This is a genomic window from Microvirga sp. VF16 (assembly GCF_016864375.1).
GTDB lineage: Bacteria > Pseudomonadota > Alphaproteobacteria > Rhizobiales > Beijerinckiaceae > Microvirga.
In genome coordinates this window covers 370,171-386,494 of sequence record NZ_CP069354.1, presented here as the reverse complement: position 1 = coordinate 386,494, position 16,324 = coordinate 370,171, and the positions used below count along the sequence as shown (strand labels likewise).

The window sequence follows — 16,324 nt, the reverse complement described above, 5'->3', positions numbered from 1 at the left end:
TCTATCCTCCGTTGCGCCGCGGCGGCGGCTCGTTGAGGATAGCCCAGAATACACCGAGATCCTGGATCGCGTCGAAGAACTCGCGAAACCCCACGGGCTTTACCACGAATGCGTTCACGCCGAGCTCGTAGCTGCGCACGAGGTCGCTTTCCTCCCGCGACGAAGTGAGCATGACGACAGGTGTCTGCCTCAAGTGCGGATCGGCCTTGACCGCCTCCAGCACCTCGAGCCCATCAATCTTCGGCAGCTTGAGATCGAGCAGGACGACGGCCGGGTCGGCGGTGTTGCGGTTTTCATGGGCGCCGCGGCGATAGAGAAAATCGAGCGCCTCCTCGCCGTCGCGCACCACGACGACCTCGTTGGCGAGCTGGCTCTGCTCCAGGGCCGCCATGGTCAGTTCGAGATCCTTCGGGTTGTCCTCGACCAGCAGAATCGGCTTCAGCTCCGCCATTCATGCGGCTCCTTCACTCTGATCCGGCAGGGCGATGGAGAAGGTCGCTCCCTTGTCGAGCACTCCCTCGGCCCAGGCCCGGCCTCCATGTCTTTCCACAATGCGGCGTACATTGGCCAGCCCGATCCCGGTTCCCTCGAAGTCTTCCATTCGGTGCAGACGCTGGAAAACGCCAAACAGCTTTTCGATGTACTTCATATCGAACCCGACCCCGTTGTCGCGCACGAAATAGACCGTCTCCCGATTGTTCCGATAGGAGCCGATCTCGATACGTGCCTTCTCCCGGGTGCGGGTGTATTTGACGGCATTGTCTAGCAGGTTTTCGAAGACAAGCCGAATCAGTACCGGATCGGCATTCACCGCCGGCAAGTCCCCAACGATCCACTGGATCCGGCGGTTCCCCGATTCCATGGCCAGTTTCTGCAGGATCTCCTCAACCATGCCGGCGACGTCGACCTGCCGGGGCTTCAGAGCCGTGCGGCCCATCTGCGAGAAGCGCAGCAGGTTGTCGACGAGGGTTCCAGCCGTGTAGGCGGCATCGATGATTGTGTCGATGTAGCGCTTGCCCTTTTCCGACAGATCGCTCCATTCCTGTTTCTTCAAAAGTTCGGAATAGCCGACGATGTGCCGGAATGGTGCCCGCAGGTCGTGCGAGACCGAATAGGAGAAGGACTCCAGCTCTTTGTTACTGCGGCGCAATTCCTCCGAGAGCGCCGCCAGTTCCTCGGCCCGACGCAGCACGATGCCGACGATGGCGTTGCGAAGTTCCTTGACCGCCTCGACCTCGCTTCGATCCCAAGGCAGGGAGCGGTCGCGCACCGTCTCCTTCCAGATCTCGAAGGAGCGCCGGGGATGGAGCCTTAAGCCTCCCGCCTCCTCCTCGACAGGTTTTTGCGGATTTCCGCCCCATTTGACATTCTGCACGACCTCGGGGCGGAACCAGAGCACGTAGCTCGAATGCACCTTCGAGATTGAAATCGAGAGCAGCCCGCTCGCCTTGTCGGCAAAGGCTTTCGCCGCTGGATACACCTCGGACAGATTGTCAGCGACAAAGACATCCTCCTGATGGTTCTCGGACAGCCAGTCGAACAGAGCCCGAACCTGTTCCTCATCGGGGGTTTGGCCCACGCACCAGCAATGATCCTGCGTCAGCACGGCGGCTCCTTTCGCACCCGCGAGCATCATCAGGTCGTCCGGATGGTTCACCAGCCCCGCGATGAAATGCTCCTCCGCGGCCATATGGGCGAGAAGCCGTGTCTGCACGGCACCGAGGCGCACGCGGTTTTCGGCGAGAGTCGTGTTCTCCCGTGCCTCCAGCTGCAGGGAAAAGATCTGCGTGAGGAAATCGCAGCCGTTGCGCACCTGCAGCGAGACCCGCTTCGGCTCCTTGTTGTGGCAGGAGATCAGGCCCCACAGCTTGCCGTCGCGCAGGATCGAGATCGACATGGAGGCAAGCGTCCCCATGTTGCGCATGTATTCGAGATGAACCGGCGAGACGCTACGCAGCACCGAGTCGCTCAAGTCCAGCGGCGCGGGATCGCACGACTGGATCGGGACAGGTGTATAATTCGCATCGGGAATGATGCGCAACCGGTTACGCCGATAGAGCTCCCGCGCCTGGGCGGGAATGTCGGAGGCGGGGAAGCGCAGGTCGAGATAGGAAGGCAGCGCCTCGTTGCGGTCCTCGGCGATGACGGTGCCGTTCCACTGCTCGTCGAAGCGGTAGATCAGCACCCGGTCGAAGCCGGTCATGCGGCGGATATCCTGCGCCGCAAGGCTGCACAGGACCTCGACCGTGGAGGCTCCCTGCAGCTGTTCCACGAATCGGCGCAATGTGGGATAGAGCGCATCGATGCTGGAGATTGCACCGAAGGGCGGCTCTTCCAGTTCGAGAACGGCATGCTCGCCCGAGCGGGAGATTGCCGTCTCGTAGAATCGTTCCTCCCGCGCGGTCTGGACCTGGATGGTCCTGACGAAACGCGTGCTTCCCGCCGATGGCGGATCGTCCAGCTGCGCGCTGAATTCCGCGCTCAGAGCCGGCAGCACCTGCTCGAAAGGCCGGCCGAGAACATCAGCCGGATCGAACCCGAAGGTCTCGGCGATGTTGGTGCTGGCATAGGCAATCGTCCTGTCGGACAGCCTGATCGCGAGAAGCATCCCGTGCGGCTGGATGCTGCCGGGAATGTGGATCGGCTCCCGCTCGCAGGCGGTCAGATCGATGTCTTGCGGCGTTTGCAGCGTCATGGAACCTCGCACAGCCAGTCATGCATCACATCGAAGGTTTGTTGCGCAGATGCGACGATCAGATCATCGGTTTCTGGTGACGAAGCCTCCAGAAGCACCGCGCCGAACGATTTCCACATGGCAGCGATATCGCGGCCGTAGCTGCGGAAATAGGCGCAACCTGTCTCCGCATTGAGCCCGAGCTTTCGCTCGACCTCGCGCGCGATGATGGCGCCGCCAAGCGTCGAGCCCTCGACCACATACATGCTGCCCAGCACCGCCTCGGGGGCCCGCAGCGGCATGAGTGGTCGACCTTGCGGCAATTGAATGATCTCGTCGGAGGTGAGTCCCAGAGCCTCGATATCTCTGGCGAGAAGCTGCGCCTTGCAGCGGCTCTGAAAGAACGTCCGATCCGGAGCCGCTTCGAGGGCTTCGCTCTCCCAGGCCTCGTGGAAGCCGTAAAAGCGGATCAGCAGATCCCTATAGGCATCACGCGATGAGATTCGGCGGTCGAGATCGATGGCTGCCTCGATCCTGTCATGTGCTGCGCGGGTTTCGATTTTCAGGCGTTCGAGAAGTGTCATGGGGCCTCGTCCACGGGGCGGCCCAGCCTTCCAGCAACCACCCGTTCGACTATCCCCAATCCGTCGTGGATCAGAACGGCGAGCAACGCAACCACCAATCCGCCCTGCAGCACGAAGGCGACGTTGTTGGATTGAAGGCCGGCAATGATGACCTCGCCCAATCCCTTCGCCGCCACCGTCGAGCCGATGGTGGCGGTACCGAGACTGATGATCACCGAGAGACGAATGCCGGCCAGGATCACCGGCAGTGCGAGCGGGAGTTCGACCTGCATGAGACGCTGACGCGGATTCATGCCCATGCCCTTGGCGGCTTCAAGCGTCTGCGGCGACACTTCCATCAGGCCGGTGAGCGTGTTCTCGAAGATCGGCAGAAGACCGTAGAGAAAGAGCGCGATGAAGGTCGGCTTCTCGCCGAAACCGACGAGCGGCACCGCAATCGCCAGGACTGCGATGGGCGGAAAGGTCTGGCCGATATTCACGAGGCTGCGCGAGAGCGGCAGGAACTCGCTTCCTGACGGACGCGTGACGAAGATGCCGAGCCCCACGGCGAGAATCGTGCTGGCCAGCGTCGCCAGAAACACGATGCGTAAGTGCGATAGGGTCAGGGCGAGCAGGCTGCCCTGATTGTAGATCGCCGGCGCATCGTTCACGGTCAGGGGCTTGAACGCGAACGCGAAGAGCTGCGGTGCAGTGATGAAGAGCACCAGCAGGAGCAGCGCTGCACCACGCAGGACGAGCGAACGGCCGCTCATGGGACGGGCCGCCCATGCGCCATGATGCCCCTCACGCTGACGCGTCCGACGATGGCACCGGAAACATCCGCGACTGGCAGTTCGTTCCTTCCCACCCAGATCAGCCGTGAGAGAGCATCCCGTAAGGAATCGGTGACGAGGATGGGCTCTCCCTCGACGGCACCCTGCTCGAGAGCTTCCTGCACGCGAATCAGGGACAGGAGACGGAAAGGCCGCTCCGCCGTTCCCACAAGCTGCTCGACGAAATCTTCCGCCGGATGTGTGAGCAGTTCCGCAGGCGTCGCATATTGCAGGAGCCCTGCCCGATCCATCACGGCGATCTTGTCGCCCAGTTGGAAGGCCTCGTTCATGTCGTGCGTGACGAGAACGATGGTGGTGCCGAGGCGGCGCTGGATCGCGATGAGATCGTCCTGCGCCTTGCTGCGGATGACCGGATCGAGCGCGCCGAAGGGCTCGTCCATCAGGAGAAGAGCGGGCTTTGCTGCGAGCGCCCGCGCGACGCCGACACGCTGCTGCTGACCGCCGGACAGCTCGTGCGGGAATTTTCTGGCGAATTCCGCCGGATCAAGCTGGAACAGATCGAGCAGTTCCTCGACGCGGGCCGCGATCCGCCTTTTGTCCCAGCCGAGAAGACGCGGCACGGTGGCGATGTTTTCCGTGACCGTTCGATGAGGAAACAGCCCGTAGCCCTGGATCACGTAGCCGATCCGGTGCCGCAGCTCGTCCTCCGGGATCGTCATGGTGTCTTCACCGTCGATGAGCACGCGGCCCGAGCTTGGCTCGACGAGGCGGTTGATCATGCGCAGCAGGGTCGATTTGCCCGCGCCCGACGTACCGACGACGACCGCGATCGTTCCCTCATCGACCCGGAAGGACACGTCGTCGACGACGGTCGTCGCGCCATAGCGCTTGGTGAGATGCTCGATCTCGATCATGAGGAGCCCCGCTTGGTCAGATCGATGATCGCATCAAGGGTGATGGCGGCAGCAAAGGACAGCGCCACCGTCGGAATGGCGCCCAGGAGCACGAGGTCGATGGCCGTCTGTCCGATGCCCTGGAACACGAAGGTGCCGAAGCCCCCTCCCCCGATCAATGCCGCCACCGTGGCCAATCCAAGGTTCTGAACCAGCACGATGCGGATGCCGGCGAGAATGACGGGAAGCGCCAGGGGTAACTCGACCTGCCACAGGCGCTGGCGCGGGGACAATCCCATGCCACGGGCCGCATCGATCACGTCGGCCGGCACCTGCTTCAATCCGGTGACCGTGTTGGCCACGACCGGCAGCAGGGAATAGAGAAAAAGCGCGATGAAGGCTGGCGCTACCCCGATGCCGCGAATGCCCAAAGCCGCGGCCAGAGGCACATGCGCGGCGAGATAGCCGAGCGGCGCGATCAGGATGCCGAAGAGCGCAATGCTCGGGATCGTTTGGACGATGCTGAGCACTTGAAGAATCGCCGTTCTGAGACGCCGGATGCGATGGCCGAGAATGCCGAGCGGCAGCCCGACGAGGCAGGCTGCCACCATCGAGCCGAAGGCGAGCCACAGATGCCGGCCTGCCTCGCGCCAGAAGGTGTCCGACCGATTCGCATATTCCTTGAGCAGGGAGAGATCGTTCCAGGCTCCGGAGACGAGCAGAAGTGCAATCGCACCCGCCGCCACAGCGAGAGCGGCGAGCCGCGCCCAGGGTCCCAGGCGCAGACGCGCCAGCGCATCGGCCGCAAGCAGCGCGAAGGAGAGAGCGAGCAGCCAGAAGCCGAGAGACGGTGAGACGCGTGCAAAGGTGTTGCCGGCCGGCGTGATGAATCCGGCAGACCATCCGACTGCGGGAAAGATCACGCACAGGCCAAGAGAAGCGGCGGCGAGGCGAATCAGTGGCGTGTGGACCAGCGCCGCGCACAGCGCAATGCCGAGCGACACGACCAGGACGCCGAACGCGCCCGAAAGCGGCAACGCGTCGATCAGCATTCGCCCTTCGCCGGCCACGATGCGGTTGGCGCGATAGATCACGAAGGGCGATGCGAAGAGCGCGATGCCGATCAGAACGGCGATCACGCTCCCGAGGCGATCGAGGGACAAGGATGGGCGCAACGAAGGCATACCGGGCGCGGTCGTTCGGGTCGAGATCGTATTCACAAAACTTCCGGCCTTTGTCGCGCCGCCTGTCGTCCCTTGGACGGGACTTCAGATCATTTCAGAAAACCCTTGGACTTCAAATAATCCGTCGCCACGGCCTTTCCCGGTTCGCCGCCGACCTGAACGCGAGCATTCAGCTGCTGGAGTGTCGCAAGATCGAGGGATGCAAAGACAGGCTTCAGGATCTCGGCGATCTTTGGATTCTCCTTCAGAACCGATTCGCGAATGATCGGAGCCGGTGCATAGACGGGCTGCACATTCTTGTTGTCTTCCATCACCACCAGGCCCGACGGGGCGATGCCGCCATCGGTGCCATAGACCATGGCCGCATTGGCGCCGTTGGTCTGCTCCGCCGCCGCCTTGATGGTCGCTGCCGTGTCGCCGCCGGAGAGTACGATGAGCTGCTCCGGCTTCATCTTGAAGTCATAGGTCTTCTGGAATGCCGGCAGGGCCGAGTCCGAATTCACGAATTCGGCGGAGGCCGCGAGCACAACCTTGCCGCCCTTCGAGATCCATTGGCCGAAATCGGCGAGGGTCTTCAGCTTGTTGCCATCGGCCAGGTCCTTCCGCAGCGCGATGGCCCAGGTGTTGTTGGCGGGCGAGGGGTCAAGCCAGACGATCTTGTTGGCATCGTAATCGAGCTTCTTGGCCATCTCGAAGCCCTTGGCCGCATCCTTCCAGACCGGATCGTCCGCCTTGTTGAAGAAGAAGCCCGCATTGCCGGTATATTCCGGGTAGATGTCGATCTCGCCCGCCGTGATCGCCTTGCGCACCACTGGCGTCGCCCCGAGCTGGATGCGGTCCTGGGTCTTGATGCCGTTGGCATTGAGCATCAGCAGAATGATGTTGCCAAGCACTGAGCCTTCCGTATCGATCTTCGACGAGACGACCACATCGGCCTTGGCGGCACCCACCGCTGCCAATGCGAGGGCAGCAGCCAATGTCAGCGACTTGAGGACGGTCTTCATGGGAATCCCCTTATGGAACCTTGCCCTGCTGTTTCTAGGACAGTTCCGCCATTTAGGCAGAGGGGGCCTCAAGAAGACTTCGGTTTGGGGATAAAAACTTTGTGTGGAAACGACAAAGACCCGCCGAAGAAAATTTCATTCTCCGGCGGGGACGGCCGTCAAGCGCTCTCGGGGGCCTCGTCAGGCGCTCAAGGTCGTCGGAGGCTCCTGGGCAATGGTGAAGCGGACCTGGGCCTGGGGCCGGTGATCCTCCGACAGGCTGCGCCAGGTGCGCTCGGCCTCGGTGCGGCTCTCGAAGGGGCCGACCACCCGCTCGGTGCCCTGGACGATGGTTTCGCAGTCGCAGGAGGTGTACTCGCCGCCAACCACCCAGAAACGTGACTTAAGCATTTTCAATCTCCATTGGTGCAAAATTTTGGGGTTCGCCAAGGCTCATTCGGCCGCCTGAAGCTTGGCCGAGGTCTGGAACTGCGCGGTCTCGGTCGATTCCGCCATGGCCGTTGTGGAGGACTTGCCGCCGGTGATGACCACCGAGACCTGGTCGAAATAGCCGGTGCCGACCTCGCGCTGGTGGCGGGTAGCGGTGTAGCCGTCGGTCTCGGCGGCGAATTCACGGACCTGGAGCTCGGAATAGGCACCCATGCCGCGGTCGCGGTAGCCACTCGCCAGCTCGAACATGCCGTAATTGAGCTGGTGGAAGCCGGCGAGCGTCACGAACTGGAACTTGTAGCCCATGGCGCCGAGTTCGCGCTGGAACTTGGCGATGGTGGCATCGTCCAGCTTCTTCTTCCAGTTGAAGGACGGCGAGCAGTTATAGGCGAGCAGCTTGCCCGGATAGCGTTTGTGAATCGCTTCCGCGAACTTGCGCGCATCGTCGAGATCCGGATGCGAGGCCTCCCACCACAGGAGGTCGGCGAGTTCCGCATAGGCCAGGCCGCGGGCGATGCAATGGTCGAGGCCGGCGCCGTCCTTCAGGCGATAGAAGCCTTCCGGCGTGCGGCTGTCGGGCTCGATGAAAGGCCGGTCGCGCTCGTCGACATCCGAGGTGATGAGCTTGGCCGATTCCGCGTCCGTGCGGGCCATGATGAGAGTCGAGGTGCCCATCACATCGGCGGCCAACCGCGCAGCGATGAGGTTGCGCTCATGCGCCGAAGTCGGAATCAGCACCTTGCCGCCGAGATGGCCGCACTTTTTCTCCGAGGCGAGCTGATCCTCGAAGTGCACGCCCGCGGCGCCGGCCTCGATATAGGCCTTCATGATCTCGAAAGTGTTGAGCGGTCCGCCGAAACCGGCCTCCGCATCGGCCACGATGGGCAGGAACCAGTCGCGCTTCGCGCCACCCTCCGCATGCTCGATCTGATCGGCGCGCTGGAAGGTGCGGTTGATGCGCCGGCACAGCTCGGGGCCGGAATTGGCCGGATAAAGCGACTGGTCGGGATACATGGCGCCGGCCACGTTCGAATCCGCCGCCACCTGCCAGCCGGAGAGGTAGATCGCCTCGAGGCCGGCGCGGGCCATCTGCATGGCCTGGTTGCCAGTCATGGCGCCGAGCGAATGGACATAAGGGCGCTCGTGCAGGAGCTGCCACAGGCGCTGTGCGCCGCGCTCGGCGAGCGTGTAGGCGATGGGGAAGGACCCGCGCAACCGGGCGACATCGTCGGCCGAATAGGGTCTGCGGATACCGTCGAAGCGCCCCTCGGGAGCGGCGGGGATCAGGTCCTGCAGGGAACCCGGATTCGGCTGGCTATTCATGATTACCCTTCCTTTTACATTTCTTGACAAAACTCTCCTGCAGGCCAGAATTGTTGCAAAGCAGCAGGACGTCTTGACTTGATTAACTCTCGAAGAAGCCGTTGTTTCAACGGTGGATTTCAAAAGAAAAGTCGTTCTGTAAAGCTTTGACTCGACGGGCCGTGTAAACTTGTAAAAAGATTTACAATATGGATGAGAGCAGAAAGCTTTTCGTGGGACCCCGCCTCAAGCGGCTACGGCGCGAGCTCAACATGAGCCAGTCCCGCATGGCCGAGGAGCTCGGGCTGTCCCCGAGTTACCTGAACCTGATGGAGCGCAATCAGCGCCCGATCACCGCGCAGGTGCTGATCCGCCTCGCCCATGCCTATCAGCTCGACCCGCGCGAATTCGCCAACGACGATCACGAGCGCACCGTCTCGGAGCTGGAAGAGGTTTTCGCCGACCCGCTCTTCCGCTCCACGCCGGTGGCGCGGCTCGAGCTGCGCGAGACCGTGGAGAGCGCGCCCTCCCTGGTCGATGCCATCAACCGGCTCTACCGCGCCTATCAGGCCATGCGCGGCGCCCGCGAGGCGGTGACGCCGAGCCTCAGCGACCGCGACCGGGCGGAGGACTCAGCCCAGGTCAATCCGCTCGACCGGGTACGGGAACTGATTCACGAGGCCAAGAACCATTTTGCCGAGCTGGACGAGGCGGCCGAGGCCCTGGCCTCGGACCTGGCCATGACGGGGCACGACCTCTTTTTCGCGATCAACGAGCGCCTGCACTCCAAGCACGGCATCCGGGTGCGCGTGATGCCCATCGACGTGATGCCGGATTCACTGCGCCGTTACGACCACCATCGGCGTCAGTTGCTGATCTCCGAACTGGTCGATCCATCTGGCAGAACCTTCCAGGCCGCCTACCAATTGGCCTTCGCCGAGATGCGCGAGACCATCGATGCACTCGCCGCGCGCCTCGAGTCCACGGACGGACCCGCACGGCGGCTGCTGCGCGTCTCTTTCGGCAACTACTTCGCCGGCGCCCTCATGATGCCCTATGGCAAGTTCCATGCGGCGGCCGAAGCGCTCGGCTACGACGTGGAGGTCCTGGGCGCCCGCTTCGGCGCGAGCTTCGAGCAGGTGGCGCACCGGCTCACGACGCTGGCCCGCCCCGCCGCACGCGGTATTCCCTTCTTCCTCGTGCGGGTGGATTCGGCCGGCAACGTCTCGAAACGCTTTTCCTCCGGCCGCTTCCCGTTCTCGCAGTTCGGCGGCACCTGTCCGCTCTGGAACCTGCACTCGACCTTCCGGACGCCGGGTCAGGTAGCGACCCAGATCGTCGAGCTGCCGGATACGTCTCGCTGGTTCTCCATCGCCCGCACGGTCAAGCGCGCCTTCAACCCCTGGGGAGCGCCCGATCCGCAATTCGTGGTGGGCCTCGGCTGCGAGCTGAAATACGCCCATCGCCTCGTCTATGCGCGCGGCCTCGACCTCGCATCTTCGGACGCGACGCCCATCGGCATCAATTGCCGCCTGTGCGAACGTATCGCCTGCCCGCAGCGCGCCGCCCCTCCCCTGATGCATGCGCTGATCGTCGACGAAATGAAGCGCGGCGTCTCGCCCTTCGAGTTCGATGCTACTTAGGCACCACCTCCCTTTACCTTGAAGCGTCTCAGGCCGGGCGGTTGTGACGGTAGAAGGCGTTGGGGATGCCGTCGACATCCCGGATACTGGTGAACGCCATCCCGACCTTTTCCAGAACTCGGCGGGAGGCTTTGTGCTCAGCCACCGCGAACCCTATGACGTGATCGACGGCCTCAACCCTGTAGATCCAATCCAGCAGCGCCCCGGCAGCCTCCGTTGCATAGCCTTGGCCCCAGAGGGGTCGCATGAAGGTGTAGCCAAGTTCGAGTTCCCAGGTCGCGTCAAATCGCCCAAAACCAGCCCGGCCGATGAAAGCCCCTTGCCGGTCGGTGACCTTGAACTTGGTCCAGCCATGGGCCGCATAATCCGCCCGGAAACTCTCGAACTTCTTCTGGAGGAACAGTTCATCCCAGGGCGGATCGCCCATCTGCAGAAAATGCTGCACCTGCGGATCACCATGAAGGGCTGCCAGCAGAGGAAAGTCCTCAGGCTCCCAAGCATGAAAGCAAAGACGCTCGCTCACCAGAACAGGGGTCTTCGTCATCCGGAATTTTTATCCCTTGTCATCGAGCCAGTGATCGAGGAACCGATCGAGCCAGCGCGAGACATGCGGGTCGTGCTGGAAGCGTCCGGCCAGTTGCCGCACACGGTCCTGGGCACCCGGCATACGCAGTCGCTCCTCCGCGACCACCGTCCAGCGGCACATCATGGCGTGGGTGACCTCCGGGTGGAACTGGAGCCCGAAGGCCCTTTCCCCGGACCGGATCGCCTGAGTCGGAAAATCGTCGCCGGTCGCCAAGGTCTCGGCACCCGACGGGCAGTCGAAACCTTCCCGGTGCCAGTGATAGACATGGCTCGGCCAGGGAACGCCCCAATCCTCGCTGAGGGCTTCGCCGGCCGCTGTCGGCAGCAAGGGGTAATAGCCGATCTCGGCCCGGCCTTCGGGATGAGCCCACACCCGGGCGCCGAGATGCTTGGCCATCATCTGCGCCCCCAGGCAGAGGCCGAGATAGGGCTTGTTCTCCTTCAGAGGCACTTCGATCCAGTCGATCTCCGTCTTGACGAAATCGTCCGGATCGTTGGCGCTCATCGGCCCTCCGAAGATCACGGCTCCCGTATGCTCGGCAAGCGTTTCCGGCAGGGGATCGCCGAAGCGGGGGCGTCGGATGTCGAGGCGGTAGCCGCGCTCCATGAGCAGGCGCCCGACCCGGCCGGGGGTCGAATGCTCCTGGTGCAGAACGATGAGAATGGGTGCTTTGGAACGCCGCCTAGGCATGGTTTCGATCCGATGCAGAGGCGTTCATGACGAATGGAGAGCGATCACGCGAGGACAACATGGGCCGATTATTCGGGACAAGGAGCATGCTCCGCAAGAGGGCACCGGCAGCCGATCTGGCCCAGTCCTTTGCCGGATAAACTGAAGTGGTACGAGACCTAGGCAAGGGCAGGCTACCGCCCTAAGATTGGCATAACGATATCATGGATCAGGCCGGTTACGTCCGGTTTTTGCTTGGATACGCAAAAATGATAGAAGCGCTTGATTCTCCAGGCTTGAAGTCCAGAACATCCAGCGCATCTTGTCTCGTGCTCTGCTGAGCCATCGGCCAGCGCTCCAGCGTGAAAGAAAGTGAACCCGTGACCGAAAGCGTAACGAGCGACGGCGATCTCAACGGCCTGCGTATCCTTGTCGTTGAGGACGAAGCCGCGATCTCCCTGCTCCTGGAAGACATGCTTCTCGATTTCGGCTGCGAGGTGATCGGCCCGGCGGCCCGGCTGTCGGCGGCCCTTGACGTCGTGTCACGCGAACAGGTCGACCTGGCCATCCTCGACGTGAACGTTGCTGGCGAGCCGATCTATCCAGTAGCCGAAGCCCTGGCCCAGCGCTCGATCCCCTTCGTGTTCTCGACGGGCTACGGTAGCGCCGGAATCCGCGACGCCTTCCGCGACCGTCCCGTTCTGCAAAAGCCCTTCGCCCAGCACGATCTGAAGCAGAAGCTGCTGATCGCGCGCGGCAAGATGGCTTGAAGCGGGCCCCTCCCCCTCGGTTGAACACCTCATCTGTGGCTTTCATGCCGCAATCGTTCACCCTGTGCTGCAAAACACACCGTCCATGATGTGAATCGGCTTTGATCCGAAGCCCTTCCTGCTAAGCTAAAGTAACGTTAGAGCAGGTACATGTCGGTCAAGTTGGTTCTTTCATGTCCGTAGGATTCTTCAGGCTTCTGGCCGCAACGAGCGCCCTGGCGCTGTGCCTTGCCGAAGCACAGGCCCAAGCACCCTTGCCGCGCCAGACCCCGGCCGCAGGCTCCATCGTCGCCGCCAAGGGCGGCGAGGAGATGCGCTTCGTGCGCGAGGATCTCTGGCGTGCGGCCCAGCTCCAGCAGAGCCTCGTCGGCGGCGATACCCTGCGCACGAATGCCATCGGCAATCTCGCAATTCTGTTCAAGGACCAGACGCAGATCCGCGTCGGCCGCAATTCGACCCTGACCGTGAACGAGGTGGCTGACGGCCCGACAGACGCGACCCAGCTCAGTCTTCAGGGCGGCAATATCTGGGCGCGCGCGGCCCGCGGTGGCTCGTGCGTCGACGTCAAGACGCCGGCGGCGGTCGCGGCGATCCGCGGCACCGACTGGTCATTGGCGGTGGACGGCTCGGGCAAAACCTCGCTCGTCGTGCTTGAAGGCGTCGTCGAGCTCAAGAATCCGCAAGGCGCCGTGACGGTGCGCCAGGGCGAAGGAGCGGTGGCCGCAATCGGCCAGGCCCCGACGAAATTCGTACTCGTCAGCCCCAACGACCGCGAGCAGATGCTCTTCTACATGTCGATGCGGGAGGTCTTCATCAACCTGCCGACATCGACCCTGGAGCCGAAACAGTTCGAGGCCGAGGATACGAGGATCCAAGCTCTCGCGCCGGAAGCGCGCACGACGGAAGACTGGCTCACGCTTGCCGAGAGCCTCATGAACTCCAAAGGCAGGCAAGCCGCGGCAGCTCCCCTTGCCGAGGCTCGTGGCCGTCCGATGACCAGGGCGCAGCGTGCCCGTGCCGATTATCTGGAGGCACTCATCGCCGGCGCAGACCGCCGTTGGCAGGACGCCATCAAACTGTTCGAGCGCGCGAAGCCGGGCCTGGATTCGCGGCGTCGGGGCTGGGCCGAGTATGGTCGCTATGCAGCGGCGTCTTTGGCCGATCCGAAGCGGGTTCAACCCGCGCCGAAGGTCCCCATCAAGGACCCGAGGACTGCGGAGATCAACGCCTATCTCACCGGCTTTCGTGAGGATCTCAAGGCTGCCGCAGCAGAAGCCGCCGCAGCTGGAAAACAGTTTCCGAAGGATGCTGGCCTTGCCATCCTCTCGGCGTCTCTCGCGCAGGATCTCGACCATCGCAAGGACATGTATGCGGCCTATGAACGGGCTCGGGCCATCGATCCGACCGATCCGAACGTGATCGCATTCGGGGCCACGATCAAAGCGGATTATGCCCGCGATATCGACGGAGCCTTGGCAGACCTTTACAAGGTCGTGAAGACCGATCCGAATTTCTCGCTCCTGAACCAGATCGGACTGCTCGAACAGGGCCGGGGGGCCTTCATCGAGGCGGAGGCCGCGTTCCGGCGTGCCATCGAAATCGAGCCGCAGAACCCGATTCCCTACACCAATCTGGCCATTCTTCTCCTCGATCAGAGCCGCGTGGAAGAGGCGGGCGCTCTCATCGACAAGGCGCTCGCTCTCGATCCGCCCACGGCCTATTCGGCCCGCGGGCGATACCTTTTGCAGAAGGGCAAGATGGCCCAAGCCATCGAGTCCCTGCTGGCCGGTTCTGCCGTCAATCCGGCCCTTTCCAACGATCAGGTCACCCTGGCCGATGCCTATTTTCAGAACGGCGACTACGAACTCGCCTGGCAGACCCTCGACAACGCGGACCGGCTCGACCCCAGGGCGCCCATCGTCCCCATTCTGCGCACGGCCTTCGCGCTCGATCTTTATCTGGCCGACGAGGCGATCCTTGCGGCGCGCGAAGCCCTGCGGCGCTACCGGGCTCGTGGTGGTGACTATGCCGGCATCTCGGTCACCAAACAGACCGGGTCCTATCCGGTCGAGGCCTACCGCTTCATCAACATGCATGAATGGGCGCGCTTCTATGCCGACCGCACATTCGATCCTTTCGAGGCGCAAGGGTATTTCGACCAGGCGATCCTCAGCCGGCCGGGCCTGTTTCCCACGGAACCGACGTTGTCGGCGGCGGAAGGAACCGATCTCAACAGCGCCGCTCTGAATCTCTCGATCCAGGGCCTCCTTCTCGACCCTCTGGCCGTTTCCGGCCGCATCGGACGCTTCGATCCCATCCGCCGGCCATTTCTCGACACCGAGATCGGCGGCGGCGCGATTGTGCGCGGCGGGAAGGTCGGCTGGGAGTCGGGCGTGCTGGTCAACGGTTTCTCCAATGAGCCGTTGCCGACGAGCTTCAGCCTGTCTGCGAGTGCCAACGAGGCCCGTGGCAATCTGACCGCCGATAACGAAAGGGGGCGGGGGATTACGCTCAGCATCGGCACTGCCCCCAATGCAGCCGACCGGTTCATGTTCATGGGCTGGGCGATTGAGGCCCAGCCTGGCCTGACGGATATCGACCGGTTTGACCGCACCGAGCAGATCGAGCGGGACGAGACCACCCTCTTCGGCGTGGCGGGCTGGAGCCACACTTTCGCCTATCGGAATGTCCTCTCGGCCGCCGTGTTCGCGACCCGGAACGATACGCTCGATCGCGGAGAGCTCTGGGACTTCAGTGCGTTTCCCACCATCAATACCCTGTGGCAAGAGAAGCAGCGCGTGGATGGCGTCGTCGGAGCAGTGAGCCATGCCATCGGGATCGGCGACTTCAATCTGCGCTATGGCCTGGAGGCCCAGGCAGGTCAGCTGCGGTACAAAGGGTTCAGCCATTCTCGCGACATTTATTTTGGAGGATACGAGGAATACCGGCAGGACTCAGCGGCCTTCGACAGCCCCTTTCGCGGTGGCCGTGCCTATGCCGATCTTTCATGGCGCCCGAACGATTGGTTCGAGGCTCAGGCAGGCATCCATCGCACCTTCCTCGACGTGAAGAATGCCAGACCCGATGTTTGGGTGGCGCCCCGCTTCGGCATCGGCGTCTCGCCGCTGGAAGGCCAATGGCTCCGCGCCGCCTATGTCGAGAATGCCGATACTTATCTGAGCTACTCCCTCGGACCGGCGACGACGGTCGGACTGATTCCGAACGATACCCCTGCAAGCGGACCGACGAAGAGTCTTATCCTGCGCTGGGACGCGGAATGGACTCCGCATGTCTTCACGGCCCTGGAATATCAGCGACAGACGCTGAACGATCTCAACATTCCCAGAATCAACACGTTGAGCAGCATCGAAGGTATCGAGGAAGCCCGTGCGGAATGGATCGCCGCAACGGTCAACGTCTGGCTGGGTCATGGCATCGGCGTCTTCGGCACCGTCGGTGGAGCGACCTCGAAAATCCTCGCGACATCGGAAGATCTGGAAGGACGAGGTGTGGGAGAGCCGGTGCCCTACATTCCGGAGCGCTTTGCCCGCCTCGGGTTCACCTTCGTTCACCCGAGCCGGCTGCGGTTCACCGTGACTCAGAACTTCATCGGCGAGCGATCCGGGAACTACGACAACGATCGATTGGAATCCTTCTGGACGACCGATGCTGCGATCACCTGGGAAACGCCGGACCGGCGCTTTCAGGTCGGCCTGACGGCCCTCAACCTGTTCGACCAGAGTTATGATTTCGGGTTCGACATCCCGGCCCCAGGCCGCACCGTCGCAGCCACCGTCAAGGCACGGTTCTAGA

The 16,324-nt window shown here is 62.8% G+C and carries 14 protein-coding genes; 3 read left to right on the top strand and 11 right to left on the bottom strand.

From position 1 onward, the window contains the following. Nucleotide 1 precedes the first annotated feature (1 nt). The 9 genes from JO965_RS01895 to aceA form a co-directional block, all read right to left on the bottom strand. Nucleotides 2-451, bottom strand: coding sequence for a response regulator (locus JO965_RS01895; RefSeq protein ID WP_203442033.1), 450 nt, complete (start codon nt 449-451; stop codon nt 2-4). Next, entirely contained in the window at nt 452-2,695 is a 2,244-nt protein-coding gene (locus JO965_RS01890) for an ATP-binding protein (RefSeq protein WP_203442032.1), read from the bottom strand. After that, nucleotides 2,692-3,258: a biliverdin-producing heme oxygenase gene (locus JO965_RS01885; RefSeq protein WP_203442031.1), complete on the bottom strand. Its 567-nt coding sequence runs from the start codon at nt 3,256-3,258 to the stop codon at nt 2,692-2,694. Before JO965_RS01885 ends, JO965_RS01890 begins: the two co-directional genes overlap by 4 nt. Then, nucleotides 3,255-4,010 (bottom strand): ABC transporter permease, encoded by a 756-nt coding sequence (locus tag JO965_RS01880; protein WP_203442030.1) that lies wholly within the window; start codon nt 4,008-4,010, stop codon nt 3,255-3,257. Before JO965_RS01880 ends, JO965_RS01885 begins: the two co-directional genes overlap by 4 nt. Then, the gene (locus tag JO965_RS01875) at nt 4,007-4,945 is read right to left on the bottom strand and encodes an ABC transporter ATP-binding protein (protein ID WP_203442029.1); all 939 of its coding nucleotides are present in this window, start codon (nt 4,943-4,945) and stop codon (nt 4,007-4,009) included. Before JO965_RS01875 ends, JO965_RS01880 begins: the two co-directional genes overlap by 4 nt. Then, nucleotides 4,942-6,108 carry an ABC transporter permease gene (locus tag JO965_RS01870; protein WP_203444023.1) on the bottom strand — a complete coding sequence of 389 codons (1,167 nt, stop codon included), beginning with the start codon at nt 6,106-6,108 and terminating at the stop codon, nt 4,942-4,944. The genes JO965_RS01875 and JO965_RS01870 overlap by 4 nt, the downstream gene beginning before the upstream one ends. An 89-nt stretch (nt 6,109-6,197) precedes the next feature. Further along, the gene (locus JO965_RS01865) at nt 6,198-7,112 is read right to left on the bottom strand and encodes an ABC transporter substrate-binding protein (RefSeq protein ID WP_203442028.1); all 915 of its coding nucleotides are present in this window, start codon (nt 7,110-7,112) and stop codon (nt 6,198-6,200) included. A 180-nt stretch (nt 7,113-7,292) separates the two neighbouring features. Continuing rightward, nucleotides 7,293-7,502, bottom strand: coding sequence for a hypothetical protein (locus JO965_RS01860; RefSeq protein ID WP_203442027.1), 210 nt, complete (start codon nt 7,500-7,502; stop codon nt 7,293-7,295). A 42-nt stretch (nt 7,503-7,544) separates the two neighbouring features. Beyond that, the gene (gene aceA, locus JO965_RS01855) at nt 7,545-8,864 is read right to left on the bottom strand and encodes an isocitrate lyase (RefSeq protein WP_203442026.1); all 1,320 of its coding nucleotides are present in this window, start codon (nt 8,862-8,864) and stop codon (nt 7,545-7,547) included. A 188-nt stretch (nt 8,865-9,052) separates the two neighbouring features. On the opposite strand from aceA, the gene JO965_RS01850 reads away from it, so the two are divergent. Then, on the top strand, nt 9,053-10,486 hold the full coding sequence (locus JO965_RS01850; protein ID WP_203442025.1) for a short-chain fatty acyl-CoA regulator family protein: 1,434 nt from the start codon (nt 9,053-9,055) through the stop codon (nt 10,484-10,486). A 28-nt stretch (nt 10,487-10,514) separates the two neighbouring features. Here the strand turns inward: JO965_RS01850 and JO965_RS01845 are convergent, their stop codons facing one another. Together JO965_RS01845 and JO965_RS01840 are read right to left on the bottom strand one after the other, a co-directional pair. Beyond that, on the bottom strand, nt 10,515-11,030 hold the full coding sequence (locus tag JO965_RS01845; RefSeq protein ID WP_203442024.1) for a GNAT family N-acetyltransferase: 516 nt from the start codon (nt 11,028-11,030) through the stop codon (nt 10,515-10,517). Nucleotides 11,031-11,039: 9 nt separating this feature from the next. Continuing rightward, the gene (locus tag JO965_RS01840; protein ID WP_203442023.1) at nt 11,040-11,762 is read right to left on the bottom strand and encodes a glutamine amidotransferase; all 723 of its coding nucleotides are present in this window, start codon (nt 11,760-11,762) and stop codon (nt 11,040-11,042) included. 359 nt (nt 11,763-12,121) lie between these two features. On the opposite strand from JO965_RS01840, the gene JO965_RS01835 reads away from it, so the two are divergent. Both JO965_RS01835 and JO965_RS01830 read left to right on the top strand, forming a co-directional pair. Further along, complete coding sequence (locus JO965_RS01835; protein ID WP_203442022.1) at nt 12,122-12,511, top strand: response regulator; 390 nt, start codon at nt 12,122-12,124, stop codon at nt 12,509-12,511. A gap of 173 nt (nt 12,512-12,684) precedes the next feature. Continuing rightward, nucleotides 12,685-16,323 carry a FecR domain-containing protein gene (locus tag JO965_RS01830; protein ID WP_203442021.1) on the top strand — a complete coding sequence of 1,213 codons (3,639 nt, stop codon included), beginning with the start codon at nt 12,685-12,687 and terminating at the stop codon, nt 16,321-16,323. Nucleotide 16,324 lies beyond the last annotated feature (1 nt).